This is a genomic window from Embleya sp. NPDC001921, assembly GCF_053594475.1.
The window spans coordinates 1-17,969 of sequence record NZ_JBSFEO010000017.1 but is presented as its reverse complement, the minus strand read 5'-3'; the positions used below and the strand labels follow the sequence as shown (position 1 = coordinate 17,969).

Annotated in this window: 14 protein-coding genes; 9 read left to right on the top strand and 5 right to left on the bottom strand. The window is 73.5% G+C overall.

Going from position 1 to position 17,969, the window contains the following annotated elements:
• Positions 1-114: 114 nt before the first annotated feature.
• The 3 genes from ACWCPW_RS20700 to ACWCPW_RS20690 all read left to right on the top strand — a co-directional run bounded on the left by ACWCPW_RS20700 (position 115) and on the right by ACWCPW_RS20690 (position 3,175).
• The gene (locus ACWCPW_RS20700; RefSeq protein ID WP_449763041.1) at positions 115-513 is read left to right on the top strand and encodes a cupin domain-containing protein; all 399 of its coding nucleotides are present in this window, start codon (positions 115-117) and stop codon (positions 511-513) included.
• A complete protein-coding gene (locus ACWCPW_RS20695; RefSeq protein ID WP_449763040.1) occupies positions 510-1,958 on the top strand; it encodes an MFS transporter in 1,449 nt (482 codons plus the stop codon). Before ACWCPW_RS20700 ends, ACWCPW_RS20695 begins: the two co-directional genes overlap by 4 nt.
• Before the next feature lie 533 nt (positions 1,959-2,491).
• Complete coding sequence (locus ACWCPW_RS20690; RefSeq protein ID WP_449763039.1) at positions 2,492-3,175, top strand: L,D-transpeptidase; 684 nt, start codon at positions 2,492-2,494, stop codon at positions 3,173-3,175.
• A gap of 71 nt (positions 3,176-3,246) precedes the next feature.
• On the opposite strand, the gene ACWCPW_RS20685 is transcribed toward ACWCPW_RS20690, so the two are convergent.
• On the bottom strand, positions 3,247-4,095 hold the full coding sequence (locus ACWCPW_RS20685) for a helix-turn-helix domain-containing protein (RefSeq protein WP_449763038.1): 849 nt from the start codon (positions 4,093-4,095) through the stop codon (positions 3,247-3,249).
• A gap of 12 nt (positions 4,096-4,107) precedes the next feature.
• On the opposite strand from ACWCPW_RS20685, the gene murJ reads away from it, so the two are divergent.
• From murJ to ACWCPW_RS20670, 3 genes are all read left to right on the top strand, one after another.
• Complete coding sequence (murJ, locus tag ACWCPW_RS20680; RefSeq protein ID WP_449763037.1) at positions 4,108-5,439, top strand: murein biosynthesis integral membrane protein MurJ; 1,332 nt, start codon at positions 4,108-4,110, stop codon at positions 5,437-5,439.
• A gap of 312 nt (positions 5,440-5,751) precedes the next feature.
• The gene (locus tag ACWCPW_RS20675) at positions 5,752-6,705 is read left to right on the top strand and encodes a helix-turn-helix transcriptional regulator (RefSeq protein ID WP_449763036.1); all 954 of its coding nucleotides are present in this window, start codon (positions 5,752-5,754) and stop codon (positions 6,703-6,705) included.
• 231 nt (positions 6,706-6,936) lie between these two features.
• Positions 6,937-8,487, top strand: a complete 1,551-nt coding sequence (locus ACWCPW_RS20670) for a PucR family transcriptional regulator (protein WP_449763035.1) — start codon at positions 6,937-6,939, stop codon at positions 8,485-8,487.
• Between the two features lie 240 nt (positions 8,488-8,727).
• Here the strand turns inward: ACWCPW_RS20670 and ACWCPW_RS20665 are convergent, their stop codons facing one another.
• The 3 genes from ACWCPW_RS20665 to ACWCPW_RS20655 all read right to left on the bottom strand — a co-directional run bounded on the left by ACWCPW_RS20665 (position 8,728) and on the right by ACWCPW_RS20655 (position 11,293).
• Positions 8,728-8,952 carry a hypothetical protein gene (locus tag ACWCPW_RS20665; RefSeq protein WP_078974137.1) on the bottom strand — a complete coding sequence of 75 codons (225 nt, stop codon included), beginning with the start codon at positions 8,950-8,952 and terminating at the stop codon, positions 8,728-8,730.
• A gap of 418 nt (positions 8,953-9,370) precedes the next feature.
• Positions 9,371-9,919 (bottom strand): hypothetical protein, encoded by a 549-nt coding sequence (locus tag ACWCPW_RS20660; protein ID WP_449763034.1) that lies wholly within the window; start codon positions 9,917-9,919, stop codon positions 9,371-9,373.
• 246 nt (positions 9,920-10,165) lie between these two features.
• Entirely contained in the window at positions 10,166-11,293 is a 1,128-nt protein-coding gene (locus ACWCPW_RS20655) for a uroporphyrinogen-III synthase (protein WP_449763033.1), read from the bottom strand.
• A gap of 271 nt (positions 11,294-11,564) precedes the next feature.
• Between ACWCPW_RS20655 and nirB the strand changes: the two genes are divergently transcribed.
• Both nirB and nirD read left to right on the top strand, forming a co-directional pair.
• Positions 11,565-14,120 carry a nitrite reductase large subunit NirB gene (gene nirB, locus ACWCPW_RS20650; protein WP_449763032.1) on the top strand — a complete coding sequence of 852 codons (2,556 nt, stop codon included), beginning with the start codon at positions 11,565-11,567 and terminating at the stop codon, positions 14,118-14,120.
• Positions 14,117-14,536, top strand: coding sequence for a nitrite reductase small subunit NirD (gene nirD, locus ACWCPW_RS20645; protein ID WP_449763031.1), 420 nt, complete (start codon positions 14,117-14,119; stop codon positions 14,534-14,536). Before nirB ends, nirD begins: the two co-directional genes overlap by 4 nt.
• Before the next feature lie 58 nt (positions 14,537-14,594).
• Here the strand turns inward: nirD and ACWCPW_RS20640 are convergent, their stop codons facing one another.
• Positions 14,595-16,034, bottom strand: coding sequence for an FAD-binding oxidoreductase (locus ACWCPW_RS20640; protein WP_449763030.1), 1,440 nt, complete (start codon positions 16,032-16,034; stop codon positions 14,595-14,597).
• A 299-nt stretch (positions 16,035-16,333) separates the two neighbouring features.
• Here ACWCPW_RS20640 and ACWCPW_RS20635 point away from each other — a divergent pair, with 299 nt between their 5' ends.
• Positions 16,334-17,656 (top strand): nitrate/nitrite transporter, encoded by a 1,323-nt coding sequence (locus tag ACWCPW_RS20635; protein WP_449763029.1) that lies wholly within the window; start codon positions 16,334-16,336, stop codon positions 17,654-17,656.
• Positions 17,657-17,969: the final 313 nt, after the last annotated feature.

The window sequence follows — 17,969 nt, the reverse complement described above, 5'->3', positions numbered from 1 at the left end:
GTTCGATGGGCATTGTTCACGTACAGAGTACGTCAACGCGGCTCCGGCGGCTCTCGCCGAGCCGGACGGGCGCGCCCGGATGCGCCCGATCCCCTTTTGTGGCAAGGAGTTTCGATGACTCACGTCGATGTGTTCGAGCGTGCCCTCCGGTTGGCCGAAGGCGGCCGGATCAGCATCGGGGAGCGCCGGATGAGCGGCGCCGACCAGGGGTGGCAGGTGGCCGCCTTCCGTGTCGAGACCGACGCCGACCTGCATGCCGACCACTGGGAGACGCATCCCGAGTCGGACGAGGTGGTGTGCGTGTGGACGGGCGCGCTGCGGATCGTCCTGCGCGCCGAGGAGGGCACCGGCGAGGAGTCGCCGGTGACCCTGCGGGCCGGCAGCGCGTTCCTGGTGCCGCGCGGGCGTTGGCATCGACTCGAGTTCGAGGAGCCCGCCGATCTGATGTCGATCGCCCGACGCTCCGGCACCCGTCTGGAGCGACGGGCCGAGTGGGCGGGGGAGCGGGCATGACCGGGACGATCGAATCGGCGGCCGTTCCGGTCCGGATGCCGCGCGCGACCCGGATGTTGCTGGTCGTGGTGCTGACCGTGCAGTTCACCGTCGCGCTGGACATGTCCGTGGTCAACGTGGCCCTGCCGGACATCCGCGACGACCTGGGCTTCGGCGCGGACGGGCTGCCGTGGGTGGTGAACGCGTACGCGCTGAGCTTCGGCGGGCTGCTGATGCTCGGCGGTCGGATCGGTGACCTGGTCGGCCGCCGTCGCACACTGGTCGCGGGCCTGACCGTGTTCGGCCTGGCCGGTCTGGGCGGCGGACTGGCCACCTCGCCCGCCGCGCTGATCGCCGCCCGCGCGGTGCAGGGGATCGGCGCGGCCGCGCTCGCGCCGGTGGCGTTCGCGCTGATCACGGTGACCTTCCCGGCCGGGCCCGCGCGGTCCAGGGCGCTGGGGTTGTGGGGCGCGGCGGCCGCGGCGGGCGGTGCGTTCGGAGTGCTGATCGGCGGGCTGCTCACCGAGTCGGTGGGCTGGCAGGCGGTCATGCTGATCAACGTGCCGATCGTCGCGTTCGCCGTGTTCGCCGCGCGGGGACTGCCGGCGGATCGACCCGTGCCCGGCGCCGCGCCCCGGCTCGACCCGGCCGGCGCGCTGCTGGTCACCGCGGGTGCGACCACATTGGTGCTGGGCGTGGTGCGGGCCGAGCGGCAGGGCTGGGGGTCGGCCGTGACGATCGGTACGCTCGCCGCCGCCGCGGTCTTGCTGGCGGCCTTCGTGCTGGTCGAACTGCGGGTCGCCGACCCGCTGTTGCGGATGGGACTGTTGGCCCATCGGCCGGTGCTCGGCGCGAACCTGTTCATGATGCTGTTGTTCTCCGGCCAGTTCGCCGCGTTCTACTTCACGTCGCTCTACCTCCAGCAGGTGCTCGACTACGGACCGGCCGCCGCCGGCGCGGCCTTCGTGCCCTTCTCCGGCGGGATCGTGATCGGCTCGGTGCTCGCCACCCGGACGATGGCGCGAATCGGTCCGGGGCGACTGCTCGGACTGGGCGGCGTGCTCGCGGCGGTGGGCTTCGGCTGGTTCGGGCTCGCGTTCGACGTCGACGGCACCTTCTTGCGCTCGATCCTGGGTCCGTCGCTGGTCGCGAGCATCGGCGCGGGGCTGTGCTTCGTGCCGCTGGGCACCGCCGCGACCGCGGGAGTCGCCGCGCACGAGGCCGGGATGGCCGGCGGACTGATCAACAGCTCGCGACAGATCGGCGGTTCGATCGGCCTGGCCGGGCTGGTCACGCTGGCCGCGTCGGTGATCGGACCGGACGGCGGCGGGTCCAAGCACGAACTCGCCCACGGGTACGCGGTCGCGCTGGCGGCGGCGGGCGGACTGCTGGTGTTGGCCGCACTGGTCGCGCTGGTCTTGGTGCCGGCGAAGCTCGGGGGTGCGCCCGCCGGCGAGGGGGGATAGTCGGCCGGGGCCGGGGCCGGGGCCGGGGCCGGGAGACCGGGGCCGGGCCGGGCAGGGCGGAGCCGGGAGACCGGTGGTGGGCCGAGTCGGTGTCGATGCCGGTGTCGGGTCCACTCGGCGCTCGGCCCGGGCCGGCCACGAGTGCACTTCGCGTTCGGCTTCCCGGCTCGGGTCTCAGCGGCCTCCGAGACCCGTTCCCGCCCTCAGGCCTCAAGTGACGGCCTACAACGGCTCGTTGCGCCACGCACAGGCGAACCCGCGCGCCGGATAACGCCTTTGGGACCGGCCCGGCCGGACCGTGCGATGCTCGTCGACGCAGGTCGGGCCGCGAACTCCACTGCCATCCCGCGTATATCGCTGCTTTTCACTGGGTAGCGTCGGGTCGTGACCAACCGGTACGGCGACAGGCGTGCGCCGTTGTCGACTCTGTGTCGGACCGGCCGACTGTAGAAGCCCGCGTACCCGCCGATGGCCGGCGTACGGGCGTGCCGCACCAGAACTGCGGACGAGCGTACGGCGCGAAGGGAGAGCCGATGAGTGTATTCACACGGACGTGCCTGCGAGCGGGGGCGGTCGCGGCCGCGACCGCCGTGGTGGTTCCGCTGACCGTCTTCCTGGCCGCGCCCGCGAGCGCGGCCCCTTCCGCGTGTACCGCGCGGACCGGGCCGTACCAGCGCCAGGTGGAGAAGGCGTTGGGGCTCAAGGTGGACGGCCGGCAGTCCACCGCCGACTGCCGCGCCATCCGTACCTATCAGGCGCAGAACGGCATCCGCCCGGCGGCCGGCTACGCCGGGCCCGTCACCTACGGCGTGATCAAGCGCAAGGCCGCCGGCGGGGAGGGCGGTTGCCCGACCGACGTCGGTCGGATCGCGTGCGTGGACCTGGGCCGGCAGGTCAGTTGGATCCAGGACGGCGCCAAGCGGGTCTACGGGCCGGTCGCCATCCGCTCCGGGCGGGACGGCTTCGAGACCCGCACCGGTCTGCACAAGGTCTACTACCGCGCGATGAACCACTGGTCGACGCTCTACGACGTGGCGATGCCGTACAGCCAGTTCTTCGACGGCGGCATCGCGTTCCACGCGATCGACGGCTCGGTCACCTCGCCGCCCGGCTCGCACGGCTGCGTCAACATGCGGCCTGCGGACGCCCAGGCGTACTGGGGACTGCTGCACACCGGCGACGAGGTGTACGTGTACGGGAACAAGCCCGGTACCTGACAAGCCGGTTCGGGTCGTCGGCCCCGGTCGCCGGTCGGCCGGGCGCATGTGCCCGGTCCCGGCGGGCGTGGTCAGACCGCGCGCAACGCGCCCGGGTGCCGGCCGGTGAGGTGGTCCAGGGCCGCGGAGGTGGGCTCGTCGAACGGGAGGTAGACGACCAGGGTCTGGTCGACGTCGGCGAGGTCGAGGATCTCGCGTTCCAGGCGTAGTTCGCCCGCCTCGGGGTGGGTCAGGTGTTCCACGCCCACTCGGCGCGGCGGCGTGGAGGGCGCGGCCAACCGCTCGGTGAACGCGGTGCCCGCGGTGACGGCCATGCCGTCCAGGAAGTCCTGCACGTAGGGGTCGCCGAACGAGGACGCCAACCGCAGGATCGCGGCGTGCTCATCGGCTATCCGCTCCCAGTTCGGGTAGGCGGCGCGCGCTCGCGGATCGGTGAACACGTAGCGTGCGAGGTTGGGTTCGTCCTCGTCCAGGATGCCCAACGGACGGGCGAGCCGCTCGTACCCGTTGGTGAAGGCCAGTACGTCGCCCAGCCGGTTGACCAGCAGCGCCGGGGCCGGTTCGAGCCGATCCAGGAGCGCGAGCACCGTGGATCGCACGGCCCGGGCGGGCGGTTCGCCGCCCGTGCACGGGAACATCTCGCCGGTGGCGGCCTTGGCCAGCAGGCGCACATGCACGCGCTCGTCCGCGCTCAGCCGCAACGCGTCGGCCAGCGCCGCCAGCACCTGGCCGGACGGGCGGCGGTCGCGGCCCTGCTCCAGCCGCGCGAGGTACTCGGCGCTGACCCCGGCGAGGGTCGCCAGCTCCGACCGGCGCAGGCCCGGGGTGCGACGCCGGGCACCGTCGGGAAGCCCGACGTCGGCGGGCTTGACCGCCTCGCGGCGGTTGCGGAGGTAGGTACCAAGTTCGTTCTCGCTCACGGCCCGCAGTCTATGGCGCGGGCAAGCCCCGCTCGCGGCCCCGGTGCTGCCCGTCTCGGCACGGCCTTCCTCGGCCTCGGCCGACCGAGCACGGTGGGCGGAACGCCGGCCGCATCCCGGCCGGTCGCTCCCGAACCGTCCCGCGGCGTCGAGGAGTCCCGTGTTCATCGGCTGTCTCGTGGTCGGTGCCCTGTCCACCGTCGAGCCTTCGCGCGTTACTGCCTGCCGCAGGTCTTCTTCTACGGCGTGTTCACCGTGGTCGGCCAAATCCGCAACGCGTGGGGCCGGTTCGGCTCGATGATGTGGACGCCGGTGCTGAAGAACGTGGTGGTGATCGCCACCTTCGCGCTGTTCATCGCCTGCACCCACGACGCCGGCCCGCACGGGTTGTCCGCCGCGCAGACCCGGCTGCTCGGGATCGGTACCACGCTGGGCATCGTGGTCCAGGCGGCCTGCCTGTTCCCGTACCTGCGCGCGAGCGGTCTGCGGATCCGGCCCAGGTTCGACTGGCGCGGCAGCGGGCTGCGCCAGGACGCCCGACTGGCCCGCTGGACGCTGCTGTTCGCGCTGGTCAACCAGGTCGGCTACACCGTCGTGGTGAACCTGACGGTGGCCGCCGGCGCCGCCGCGGAGCGGGCCGGGGCGGCGGGCGGCGCCGGGTACACCCCGTACGGCAACGCGCAGACGTTGTGGATCCTGCCGCAGTCGGTGATCACCGTGTCGCTGATGACCGCGCTGTTTCCGCGGATGTGCCGGGCCGTGGCCGAGCACCGCCCCCAGGACCTGCGCGAACAACTCTCGCGCAGCCTGCGGTTGTCCGGCGTGGTGATCGTGCCGGCCGCCTTCGCGCTGTTGTGTTTCGGTCCGCAACTGACCGAACTGATGTTCCGGCACGGCGAGACCGGCAGCGCCGACGTGGGCGTGATGGCCCGGGTGCCGGCCGGCTTCTCGCTCGGGCTGATCCCGTTCTCCGCGCAGTACGTGCTGCTGCGCGGCTTCTACGCGATGGAGGACACCCGTACGCCGTTCCTGGCCGCCGTGTGGATCGCCGCGGTGAACGCGGGCCTGTCCGGCGCGGCCTACCTGCTGCTGCCGGCTCGGTGGGCGGTGGTGGGCATGGCGCCGGCCTACACCCTGGCCTACACGGTCGGTCTCGCGGTGACCGCGCTGCGGCTGCGCCGACGGCTGAACGGAGCCACCGGGCGGATCACGGCGCGGACGTACGGCCGGCTGATCGCGGCCGGCGCGGTGGCCGGCGGCGCGGGACTGGCGGTCACCAAGCCGCTGGCGGCGGTGGGCGAGGGCACGGGCCTCGCCGCGCTGCAACTGGCGGCGGCGCGGTGACGGTCGCCGCGTTCGTCGGACTGGGCCGGTTGTTGCGGATCCACGAGGTGACGGCGGCGGTGGGCACGCTGCGGACCCGGTTCGAGGGGTGAACGGCGCGCGCCTCGCGGGGTGAGAGACGCGCGCCTCGCGGGTGTGCGGCCCGTGCTTCGTGGGTGAGAGACCCGCGCCTCGCGGGTGTGCGGCCCGTGCTTCGTGGGGTGGGAGACCCGCGCTTCGTGGGGTGGGAGACCCGCGCCTCGCGGGTGTGCGGCCCGTGCCTCGTGGGACGCGCCGGCCGCGATCGAGCGGGCGAGGGAGCATCCTGGGGGTGTGAAATCCGATCGACTGCTCTCCATCCTGTTGCTCCTGCAGACTCGTGGCCGGGTGCCGGCGGCCGAGTTGGCCGAGCGGTTGGAGGTGTCGACGCGGACCATCTACCGCGACGTCGAGGCGCTGTCGACGGCCGGTGTGCCGGTCTACGCCGAGCGCGGTCGGCACGGCGGGATCTCGCTGCTGCCCGGGTTCCGGACCGACGTCACCGGGCTGACCTCGGACGAGGCGCGCGCCCTGTTCGTGCTCGCCGAGCAGGGCACGCACGCGGCACTGGGCCTGGACGGCGCGCTCGGCTCGGCGCTGCGCAAGGTGATGGTCGCGCTGCCCGCGCCGCATCGGCCCGCCGCCGAGGAGATGACCCGCCGGGTGCTGATCGATCCGCAGCGGTGGATGGCCGGGCCGCGTCCGGCGGTGGACGTGGCCGCGTTGCAGGACGCGGTGTTCGCGGACCGGCGGCTGCGGATCCGCTATCGGCGCAGCGGCTCGACCACGCCGCGCACGTACACCGTCGACCCCTACGGGCTGGTCGCCAAGGCGGGTACGTGGTACCTGGTCGCGGATCGCGGTGGCACGCCCCGGCTGTTCCACACCGATCGGCTCACCGGACTGACCGTCACCGGGGACCCGGTGCGCCGTCGGCCGGGGGTCGAACTGGCCGAGGTGTGGCACGCGTTGCGCCGGGGCATCGACGAGCAGCCGGTGGCGGTGCGGATCCGGGCCCGGGTGCGGCGGACCCGGGTGGACATGTTCGTCCGGATCGTCGGGGCCTGGCTGACCGGGCCGCCGGCGGTTCACGACGACGAGTGGGTGACGGTCGAGCTGGGTTTTCCCGCGCTGGGCGCGGTTCGCCAACTGCTCCAGTTCGGCACCGACGTGGAGGTGCTGGAGCCGCCGTCGGCGCGCACGGCGATGGCCGAGACGGCGGCGGCGATCGTCGGCGCGTACGGGTGAGATCCGCGCGGTCGTCCCGGGCGGGGGTCGACCTCGGAGAAGGCCCGGGTGCGCGTCGCTCGCCTCGGCCGGCAGGGGCGCGGGCCCTCCGGACAGGTGCCTTTCCGGCGGCGGAGGAATGGGAAACCGGCGGAAGCGCCATGTCCGCATCGCTCCGTGTTCATACGATCATCGGAACACGATGGGCGAAGGCTTGGGGGCACGGCGGTGCGGGTCGAGGATCTGTTGGGCATGCCCGAGCTGCGATTGGCCCTGTTGGCGGGTACGGAGGGGCTCGCTCGCGAGGTGCTTCGGGTGTCGGCCGCCGATCCGGTCGACCCCGGCGGGGGCTCGATCGGCGGCGAACTCGTGGTGCTGCGCGTGGACGGGTACGGGGTCGACGGCGCGGGATTGGTGCGGGCGCTCGTGGCGGGCGGCGCGGCGGCGGTCGTGGTGTTGCCGGAGCCGCGGGACGGGGTCGACCGGGTCGAACCGGCTCCGGACGAGGTGCCGTACGCGCTGGTCGAGGCCTGTGGGCGAGCCGGCCTCCCGTTGTTCCTGGCCCCGAGCGGGGTCACGGCGGTGCGGATCGCCGAGGTCGTCGCGCACCGGGTCGCGGTCGAACGCGGGCCGGCCGCGGGACACCTGCCCGGTCGGCAGCGCCGGCTGATCACGGCGCTGGCCGAGGGCGCGGACACCCAGGACCTGCTGGACCTGCTGGCCCGCGAACTCGGCGCACCCTGCCGGGTGTCGACGCCGGCCGGCCGCGTCCTGGCGAGCTCGACGGGGCATGGGCCGGCGCGGGGGCCGGCCGCGGCGGGCGACGCGGTGGACGCGGTCGAGACGGTGCGCGGCGCGCTCGCGGCGGAGCGGCTGCCGGCGGTGATCGACGGCGAGACGGTGTTCGCGCTCGGTCGGGGGCCGGCGTTCGCGGGCTACCTGGTGTGTGCCGGGGACCGTACCGACGACGAGGCCCTCGCGCAGGCCGCCGACCTGCTGCTGCTCGGCGGCGCCCGGCGCGCGGAGCGGCTCGCCGTGGAGCGCGCGCACGCGTGGGAACTCGTCGACCTGGTCGAGTCGGACACGGCCCCGGACGCGGTCCGGGCCCGACTGGGCGCGGCGGGCATCGGACCGGACGCGGCGCCGATCGTGTGTTGTGCCGCGGGCGACGGGGCCGACCCGGCGACCGGGCGGCTGGTCGTGGACCTGATCGAGCGGGTGTTCGCGGCGGATCCGGCGACGCGGTGGGTGGTGGCCTGCGGCAAGGCCGAGGCGGTCGTCTTCGCGTCGGCCGGGACCGGGGCCGGCGCGGCGACCCGGATCGCCGAGGCGTTGGAGCGGGCGGCGCACTGGTGGGAACCGCTGCTCGGGTCCGAGCGGGTCGCGATCGGCATCGCCGGGACGTCACCCACGTGGGCGACGGCCTTGGCCGAGGCCAGGGGTGCGCGGGATCTCGCGTGGGCGCGCCCCGGCCGGCTCACGGTGGCCGCGGGACCGGGGATCGACGCGTACCCGGCGCTGTTGGCGGCCGTACCGGGACCCGTGCGCAGCGCGTTCGCCGATCGGGTTCTGGGCGGCCTGCGGGCGTACGACGCCGAACACGGCACGGACCTGATCGGTACGCTCGCCGCCTTCCTGGCCGCCAACGGGGCCTGGCAGCGCTGCGCGGCGATGCTGGGCGTGCATGTCAGCGCGCTGCACCAACGGATGGGCCGGGTCCGGGATCTGACCGGCCGTGACCTGTTCTCCGCCCGGGACCGGGTGGATCTGCTGCTGGCCTTGGAGAGCGACCCCGGCTGCTGAATCCGGCCCGGGGCGGAGGGCGCCGGCCCGACCGGGCCCGGGGCGAGTGCGGCTGCGCGGCGGGGAGCGGGGCGAGCGCGGGGCGGGCGTGGTGGGACCGCCGGGAGCGGGCCGGGTGCGGTGGGCGCGGGCGGGGCTTGGGTGCGGACCCGCGCGGGGCTTGGGTGCGGACCCGGGCGGCGACCCCGTTCGGCCGGGCGCGGGTCCGCGTGGATGCGGCGGTGGATGCGGCGGCGGTGGCTACTTCGCGCCGCTGTCCTGGAGGTCGGCGAGCGACGCGGCCCAGCGGAAGTACTTGTTGCGGCCCAGGTCGCCGATGGTGGTGATCTTCAGCGAAGCCAGGTGCTCCGCGTGCGCGTCGGTGATCCCGGCCAGCCCGGCGACGGGGGCGGCGAGGACTTCGCTCAGGGTCTTGTTCTCGTAGGCCTTGTCGAGCAGCTTGTCGAGATCGGCGGTCACGGGCATGGGGGCTCCCTGCGGGATCGAGGCGGCTGACATCCGCGTTCGGCACCCATGCTGCGTCGGGGTTGTCATGAATTCCGACATTTGCCGCGTTGCGCGTGTCGCCCGCCTCGGGATGCGTCGACGCTCGACGGTCCGGCGTCGGAGCCGGCGCTCCAGGGGCGCGAGCGCGGCCAGGATCAGCACCGCGCACAGCAGCGGCAGCGGTACCGGATGCGGCAACGGCCAGATGCCGCCGGACATTTCGGGTGCGGCCCACATGGTTGGTCCTTTCCGGTACACGCGTCGGCGCGGGTCGGCTGGGCGGGGTCGGGTCGGGAGCCGCGGATCGCGCGTGTCGCGCGCGGGAGGGGGCACGTCGCGACGGTGTCCTCGGCCTGTGGAGGACGCCTGTCGGCCGAGGCCGGGTTCGCCGGTCCCGCTAGCGCGCGTGTCCGACGCGCCGCCGGGCGCTCCATGACGTACCGCGGTGCCGGTGCGCGGGATTCGCGGGTTCGAGGGCGGTGGCCGTGCGGCCGAGCCGGGCGTCGGTCGACGGGCCTCGGCGGCCCGCGGCCCGTTCGAACCCGGGCTCGTGGTGTCGGGACGGGCGTGGCGTGATCGGCGAAGCGCCGCCCGCGTGCGGTTCGGGCGTGGTCGCGGCGGCGGGCGGGGGTCCGGATCGCGCGCACGCCGCGGCCGCGCGGCCGTTCGCGCCCGGGATCTCGAACGCGTCGGCGGTCGGCGCCGAGGTCGTCACGCAGTGCGGGTCGAGCCCGCGCGGCCGCATGTCGACCCGGCCCGGAGCGAGTTCGCGGTTGATCTCGTCGGCGGTGGACGGTGTGCCGGAGTGGGCGAGTCCGGCCGCCGACCCGAGCGATCCGAGCGACCCGGCCGGCCGCTCGGCGTTCGTGCGAGCCCCCTCGCCGCTCGCCTCGACGGCGATCGCCGGCTCGCGGCAGAGCCTGTCGACGTATGGCGTCATGTCCATGACGCCATCATGGCGCCATGATTACGCCATGGCAAGCCTGGTTGACTCCATTCGTGACATCACGCAACCCGGAGGCTTCGTACCGCGGCTCGGACACCGCCCGAATTCGCGGTGCGATCGGTGGCGCCGCAGATGGCTGCGGATGGCCGCAGATGGCCGCAGATGGCCGTGGACGGCCGCGCGGATGGCGATGGATGGCGATGGGTGGCGCGAACGTTGCGGCGCGCCGACCCGGGTGCGAGGCGCTCAGCCGGCGACGCTGAGCCGGTAGCCGCGCTTGGTGACCGTCTTGATCAGGCCCTTGTGCGGGCCCAGTGCGGTACGCAGGCGGGCCACGGCGGCCTCGACCGCGTGCTCGTCGGCGCCGGCCCCGCGCCAGACGCGACGCAGCAGCTCCGCGCGGCTCAACACCCAGCCGGGCTTCTCGGCCAGCGCGCGCAGCACCGCGGCGGGAACCGGGGACAGCGAGATCACGCCGCCGCGCACCAGCACCGCGTTGCCCTGGATGATCAGCCGCTCGGTGCCGGTGTCCAACTCGCACCGGACCCGCGCGGGCAGCGTCTCGGTGACCGTGCGCACCAGCGAGCCCAGCCGCCCGCGTTCCGGCCAGACCGCGGACACACCCTCGTCCAGCAGCGGCTTCGCGCAGATCGAACCGATGCACACCGGCAACACGTCGGTCTGCAGCGCCGCCAACACCTCCTCACGCCGCCCGAGTTCGCCGGCCGTCTCCAGGAACGCGCCGATCGCCGGCGCGCTGGTGAAGGTCAGCGCGTGCAGATCGCCGCGGATCACCTGCTCGACCAGGCGCCGGACCGCGGCCGGGTCCTCCGGCGGACCCCACCGGTACACCGGCAACTCGATCACCTCGGCGCCGCGCTCGCGCAGCGCCGAGGCGAAACCCTCCAGCGGCGCGCCGTGCTCCTGGATCGCGATCCGCCGCCCGCGCAGGTCCCGGGCCAGCAGCCAGTGCAGCAGCTCGTCGTTGGCCTCCGAACCCGGCGAGTACATCTCGCGCAGTCCGGACGCGCGGACCGCCCCGGTGGCCTTGGGCCCCCGGCTGATCACCGTCGCCGCCGCGCACGCCCGCCCCACCGCGTCCGCCCGCCCCCACCCCTCGGCCGCGTTCATCCAACCGCGCCAGCCCAGGCCGGTGGTGGCCACCACATAGTCCAGCGGCTCGACCAGACAGCGCTCGGTGGCCCGGCGCAACGCCTGGTCCTCGCGCAACGGGACGATGCTCATCGTCGGAGTGCCCACGACCTTCGCGCCCCGACGTTCCAGCAGCGCGACGAGTTCGTCGCGACGCCGGGCGGCCGTGACGCCGACCGTGAGCCCGACGAGGGGTTCGGCCGCGCCTGTACGAGTAACCATGTCGTGAGGTTGCCGGGTCGGCGTTACGGCGATGTTGCCGGGCGATCACCTCGGGGTAAGGCCTCGAACCCGGATGGGGCCCGATCGTGTCGCATTGCTCACCGCGCCCGCGGCGCCGAGTGAGCCGGCCGTACCGCTCGCGCAACATCGGGGACCAGGCTGCGTAACAGCGGCTCGGGAGGCTTCGGTGACGCGGTCGCCGGCCGGCGCGTCGGGCACGGCGGCCCGCCGACCGTGCCCGCACTCTCGCCCCACCCCGAAGGAGTCCCTCGTGACCGACGCCAAGCAGACGCACGTGGTCCTGGTCGGCCACGGGATGGTCGGGCAGCGCTTCCTGGAGGCGCTCACCACGACCGGATCCGGACCACCGGGACCGCGGATCACGGTGCTGGCGGAGGAACCGCGGCGGGCCTACGACCGGGTGCACCTGACCTCGTGGTTCTCCGGGACCAGCGCGGAGGACCTGTCCATGTGCAGTGCGGAGTTCGCCGCCGAGCACGGGATCGACATCCGGCTCGGCGACCCGGTGGAGACCCTCGACCGCGCCGCGCGCACCGTGACCACCCGGGCCGGCAACACCGTCGACTACGACACACTCGTGCTCGCCACCGGGTCCTATCCGTTCGTGCCGCCGGTGCCGGGCCACGACACGCCGGGCTGTTTCGTGTACCGCACGATCGAGGACCTGGAGGCGATCAAGGCCGCCGCCGAGACCGCCCGGATCGGTGTGGTGGTCGGCGGCGGGCTGCTCGGCCTGGAGGCCGCCGGCGCGCTCGTCGCGATGGGTCTGGACACCCACGTGGTCGAGTTCGCGCCGCGCCTGATGGCGCTGCAGATCGACGAGGGCGGCGGCAAGGTGCTCCGCCGCAAGATCCAGGACCTGGGCGTGACGGTGCACACCGGCGCGGGCACCCGGGAGATCCTCGACCGGGACGGCCGGGTCGCGGGCATGGTGCTGTCGGACGGCACCGAGCTGGCCGCCGACCTGGTGGTCTTCTCCGCGGGGGTGCGCCCGCGCGACGAACTCGCCCGCGCGGCCGGGCTGGAGATCGGCGAGCGCGGCGGGATCGTGGTGGACGAGTACTGCCGCACCGGCGACCCGCACGTGCTGGCCATCGGCGAATGCGCGCGCACGGTGGACGGCCGGGTGTACGGGCTGGTCGCGCCCGGCTACGCGATGGCCGAGGTGGCCGCGCGCGGGATCCTGGACGAGGTGCCCGACCCGACCGTGTGCTTCACCGGCGCCGACCTGTCCACCAGCCTCAAACTGCTCGGCGTGGACGTGGCCGGCTTCGGCGACGCGCACGGCACCGCCGAGGACTGCGTGGAGGTGCTCTACTCCGACGCGCGGGCGGGCGTGTACAAGAAGCTGGTGATCGGCGCCGACGGCAGCCTGCTGGGCGGCGTCCTGGTCGGCGACCCGGACGCGTACGGCGTGCTGCGCCCGCTCACCGGCGCCCCGCTGCCGGTACCGCCCGAGCAACTGCTGATGCCCGCCGCGGTCGGCGCACCGGTGAAGTTCGCGCTGCCGGACACGGCCGTGGTGTGCTCGTGCCACGCGGTCACCAAGGGCACCATCCGGGCCGCGGTGTGCGCGCCGGACCGGCTCGACCCGGCCGCCGTGCGCCGACACACCAAGGCCGGTACCGGCTGCGGCAGTTGCGTCAAGCTGGTGGGCGCGATCGTCACCGAGGAACTGGCCGCCGCCGGCATCGAGACCGCGCGCGGCCTGTGCGAGCACTTCGACCGGTACACCCGCGCCGAGTTGTACGAGATCGTCCGGGTCAAGGGCATCACCACGTTCGCCCGCCTGATCGACGAACACGGCAGCAGCCGAGGGCCGGACGCGGACGGCTGCGACGTGTGCAAGCCCACCGTCGGCTCGATCCTGGCGAGCCTGTCCGGCGGCCACATCCTGGACGGCGAACAGGCCGCGCTCCAGGACACCAACGACCACTTCCTGGCCAACATCCAGCGCAACGGCTCGTATTCGGTGGTCCCGCGCGTCCCGGGCGGCGAGATCACCCCGGACGGCCTGATCACCATCGGCGAGATCGCCCGCGACTTCGGCCTCTACACCAAGATCACCGGTGGCCAGCGGATCGACATGTTCGGCGCCACCGTCGACCAACTCCCGCTCATCTGGCAGCGGTTGGTGGCGGCCGGCTTCGAGTCCGGGCACGCGTACGGCAAGGCGCTGCGCACCGTGAAGTCGTGTGTCGGGCAGACCTGGTGCCGCTACGGCGTGCAGGACTCGGTCGCCCTGGCGATCGAGCTCGAACTGCGCTACCGGGGCCTGCGTTCGCCGCACAAGCTCAAGTCCGCGGTGAGCGGCTGCGCCCGCGAATGCGCCGAGGCGCAGAGCAAGGACTTCGGGGTGATCGCCACCTCCGAGGGCTGGAACCTGTACGTCGGCGGCAACGGTGGGATGACCCCGCGGCACGCGGACCTGCTCGCGAGCGACCTGGACCACGACACGCTGATCCGCACGATCGACCGCTTCCTGATGTTCTACATCCGCACCGCCGACCGCCTGGAGCGCACCGCGCCCTGGCTGGAGCGGATCGAGGGCGGACTGGACCACGTGCGCGCGGTGATCATGGACGACTCGCTGGGGATCTGCGCCGAGCTGGACGAGTTGATGGGTCGGCATGTGGAGACCTACGCGGACGAGTGGGCCGCGACGCTGGCCGATCCCGACCGGGTGCGCCGCTTCGTGTCGTTCGCCAACGCGCCCGGCACCCCAGACCCGACCGTGCGGTTCACCGCCGAGCGGGACCAGATCAAGCCCGTGCTGCTCGGGCCCTTGGAGGTACGCGGCCGATGACCATCACCGAGACCATCACCGAGACCATCACCGAGCCCGGCATCGAGCCCGGCACCACCCGAACGGGCACGCGGACCATGGTGGAGATCGCCGGCGGCACCGGCTGGGTCGCGGTCTGCCCGTACGACCGGCTGATCCCGGGCCGGGGCGTCGCGGCGCTGATCGACGGCGAGCAGGTGGCGATCTTCCGGGACCGCACCGGCACGCTGTACGCGCTCGCCAACCGGGACCCCTTCAGCGGCGCGTACGTGATGTCGCGCGGCATCGTCGGCCGTCGGGGCGAGGTGCCGACCGTGGCGTCGCCGATGTACAAGCAGGTCTTCGACCTGCGCACGGGGGAGTGCCTGGACGAGAGCACCGCTCCGGACGGCACCCCCGCGGCGCTGCGCACGTGGCCCGTCCGCGCACACGCGTGACCGACGGCCGGTCGGATCGGGGCCGGGCATCGGCCGCGATCCGACCGGCGTCGGAGGTTCAGCGCGAGGCGGGGCCGGGGTCGACGCCGCCGAGGTTGTGGTTGCCGGCGAACAGGTTGCCCGGGTCGTGCGCCGCCTTGAGTTCGGTCAGGCGCGCCCGGGTCGGCGGGTCGTACACCTCGGCGACCCGGTCCGGGGTGGGCGCGACGCCGTCGCCGTAGACGAAGTTGAGGTTGCGGCCGACGGACAGCGGCTTCAGGACGGCCTGGACGTCGGCCTGGAGCGCGCGGGCCGCGTCGAGGTCGGCGCCGTCGATCATCGCCACGACCCGGACGATGTAGCGCGCGTCGCGCCCGCCGACCGCGTTGGGCACCGCCGGCTGCCGGGACAGCGCGCCGCCGAGGTGGCGCACCTCGTGCATGACCGTCATCGGCGCGCTCGGACCGGCGAGTTCGTACACCGCGCGCAACGCCTCCGGATCCAGGTCGCGGACCAGGACGTTGTCGCCGAGGTAGGCGTGCGGGTGGGCCGGGTCGTTGTGGATGGTGTGCGAGCGGGCGTACGGCAGATCGGTCAGGTCGTCGACCAGGCGCGGTCCGACCGCGCGCAGCGGGGCCACCAGGCGCTCGCCGTCGGCGGCATCGCCGGTGTACACGATCTTGATGCTCGCGGTGTACCGCCCGCGCAGCGGCGCCGGCACCTGCTCGATGTCGGGCAGGCCGATGAACGAGATCGACGAGGTGACCTGCTCCGGCACCGTCTCGGTCCAGGCCAGGTAGGCGGCGCCGGCGGCCTCGGCCAGGTCGGTGTCGAAGACCAGTGAGCCGCCGTAGACCCGGGCCACCGGCATCAGGTCGAACTCGATCGAGGTGACGATGCCGAAGTTGTCCCGGCCGCCGCGCAACGCCCAGAACAGGTCGGCGTCATCGTCTGCGGTGACCCGCCGCAGGGTCGCGTCGGCGGTGACCACCTCGATGGCCCGGACGTGGTCGGCCGCGTAGCCGAACTCACGGGCCAGCAGCCCCAGTCCGCCACCGAGCGTGTACGCGACCACGCCCACGTGCGGAGCCGAGCCGTTGAGCGGGGCCAGGCCGTGCGGCGTGCTCTCGGCGACCACCCGCTCCCAGCGGGCACCGGCCTGGGCCCACGCGGTGCGCGCCGTGGGGTCGACCCGGACCTCGGCCATCCGCCGGGTGGAGATCAGCACGCCGCCGGGGGAGGCGTCCGCCGGGGCGTGTCCGGTGGCCCGGACCGACACCGACAGGCCGTGCGCGCGGGCGAACCCGACCGCGAGCCGGACGTCCTCGGCGTCCGCCGCGCCCACGATCACGTCCGGACTCGGTCGAAACGCGGTCTGGAACCCGGACCGCTCGTCGTCGTAGCCGGGGTCGCCCGGCACGTACACGACCCCCCGCACCCGCGTGCCCAGCTCGGCGATCGCGTCGGCCCGGGACGCGTGGCCGTCTTCCGGCTTCCCGGCGGCGTTGTTCGCGGTCATCGGTGTCTCCCATCCTCGGGGACGCCACGTGTGCGTCCCGTGTTCGCTCTTTCGTCTTCCGTGTTCCGCGGGACCCACTCTCGCTCGATAACTTGACATCCGCCGTCAAGTTTTCCGGCCGGTTCGCGAGGGCCTCGGGCCGCCCGGCGGGCACCTGACGCCGGATTCCTCACAGCACCCGATCGCCGGATTGAGCGAGATGTAGCCCGACCGACCGGGACGACGCACCGGGCGGAAATCTGGCCTTCCTAGCGTGACGGAACGTCAGCAAGCACGCCCTCCCGGACAGGCAGGTCCCCGTGACGACAACCGTCAGCGCACCGACCCAGGCCACGCGCCCCCTCGACGACTGGCAGCCCGAGGACGAGATCTTCTGGGAGCAGGCGGGCGCCAGGATCGCCCGACGCAATCTGATCTTCTCCGTGCTCTCCGAGCACATCGGCTTCTCGGTATGGAGCCTGTGGTCGGTCATCGTGCTCTTCCTCGGCCCGGCGTACGGGTTCGACCCGGCGCAGAAGTTCACCCTGACCGCCGTGCCGACCCTGGTCGGCGCCGCGATGCGGATCCCCTACACGTTCGCCGTGGCCCGCTTCGGCGGCCGGAACTGGACCGTGGTCAGCGCGCTGCTGCTCCTGCTGCCCACGGCGCTGATCGCGATCGTGCTGGAGCCGGGCGTCTCCTACAACACGCTGCTGATCGTCGCGGCGGTCGCAGGCGTCGGCGGCGGGAACTTCGCCTCGTCGATGGCCAACATCAACGCCTTCTACCCGCAGCGGCTCAAGGGCTGGGCGCTGGGCATCAACGCGGGCGGCGGAAACCTGGGCGTACCGGCCGTGCAACTGGTCGGCCTCGCGGTGCTCGCGACCGCCGGCGCGGCGCATCCTCGGCTGCTGATCGCGGTGTACATCCCGCTGATCGTGATCGCCGCGCTGCTGTCCGCGCGGTACATGGACAACCTCCCCGGGTTGCGCAACGACAAGGGCGCGATGCGCGAGGTCTCCCGGGAGCCGCACACGTGGGTGATGTCGCTGCTGTACATCGGCACGTTCGGGTCGTTCATCGGCTTCGGGTTCGCCTTCGGTCAGGTGCTCCAGGTGCAGTTCCACGCGGAGTTCGCCACGCCGGTCAAGGCCGCCTATCTGACCTTCCTGGGACCGCTGCTCGGCTCGCTGGTACGCCCGATCGGCGGCCTGCTCGCGGACCGCTGGGGCGGCGCGCGGGTCACCTTCTGGAACTTCGTCGCGATGGCGGGCGCCGCGCTCGTGGTCTACCTGGCGTCGCGGCAGGAGTCGCTCGGCCTGTTCCTGACCGGCTTCGTGCTGCTGTTCGTGTTCAGCGGCGTGGGCAACGGCTCGGCGTACAAGATGATCCCGGCGATCTTCGCGGCCAAACTCGGCCCGGGCCCGGCCGCGCGGCGCAAGTCCGGCGCGCTGATGGGCATCGCGGGCGCGATCGGCGCGCTGGGCGGAGTCCTGGTCAACATCGCGTTCCGCGAGTCCTTCCTGAACTCGGGCCGCGGAGACGCCGCCTACCTCGCCTTCCTCGCCTTCTACGGCCTGTGCCTGGTGGTCACCTGGGCGGTCTACCTGCGCCCGTCGCCCCGGCGCCTGACCGGGGTGTAACGCGCCCGCCCACGCCACCTCCTCCCACACTTGCCCCAAGCCCCGCTCGGCCCTGGCATCAGCCCTGAGCCGGGCGGGGCTCTCCCGACCCACCTCCTTGCCCACCCCGACTCATCAGCAGCGCGTCCCGGGCCACCCCCCGGCGCGTCAGCGCCCCCGACCCGGCCCACCCCAGTGATCGACGCGCGAAGCGCGGAGAGCGGCGGAGCCGCAGAACTTGGGCTTCGTGGCCCGGAGCGAAGCGGAGGGACACGAAGCCCCGAGCGAGGCGCCGCTTTTTCTTGGAGGAGCTTGCGGGGGAAAGAAAAAGCGG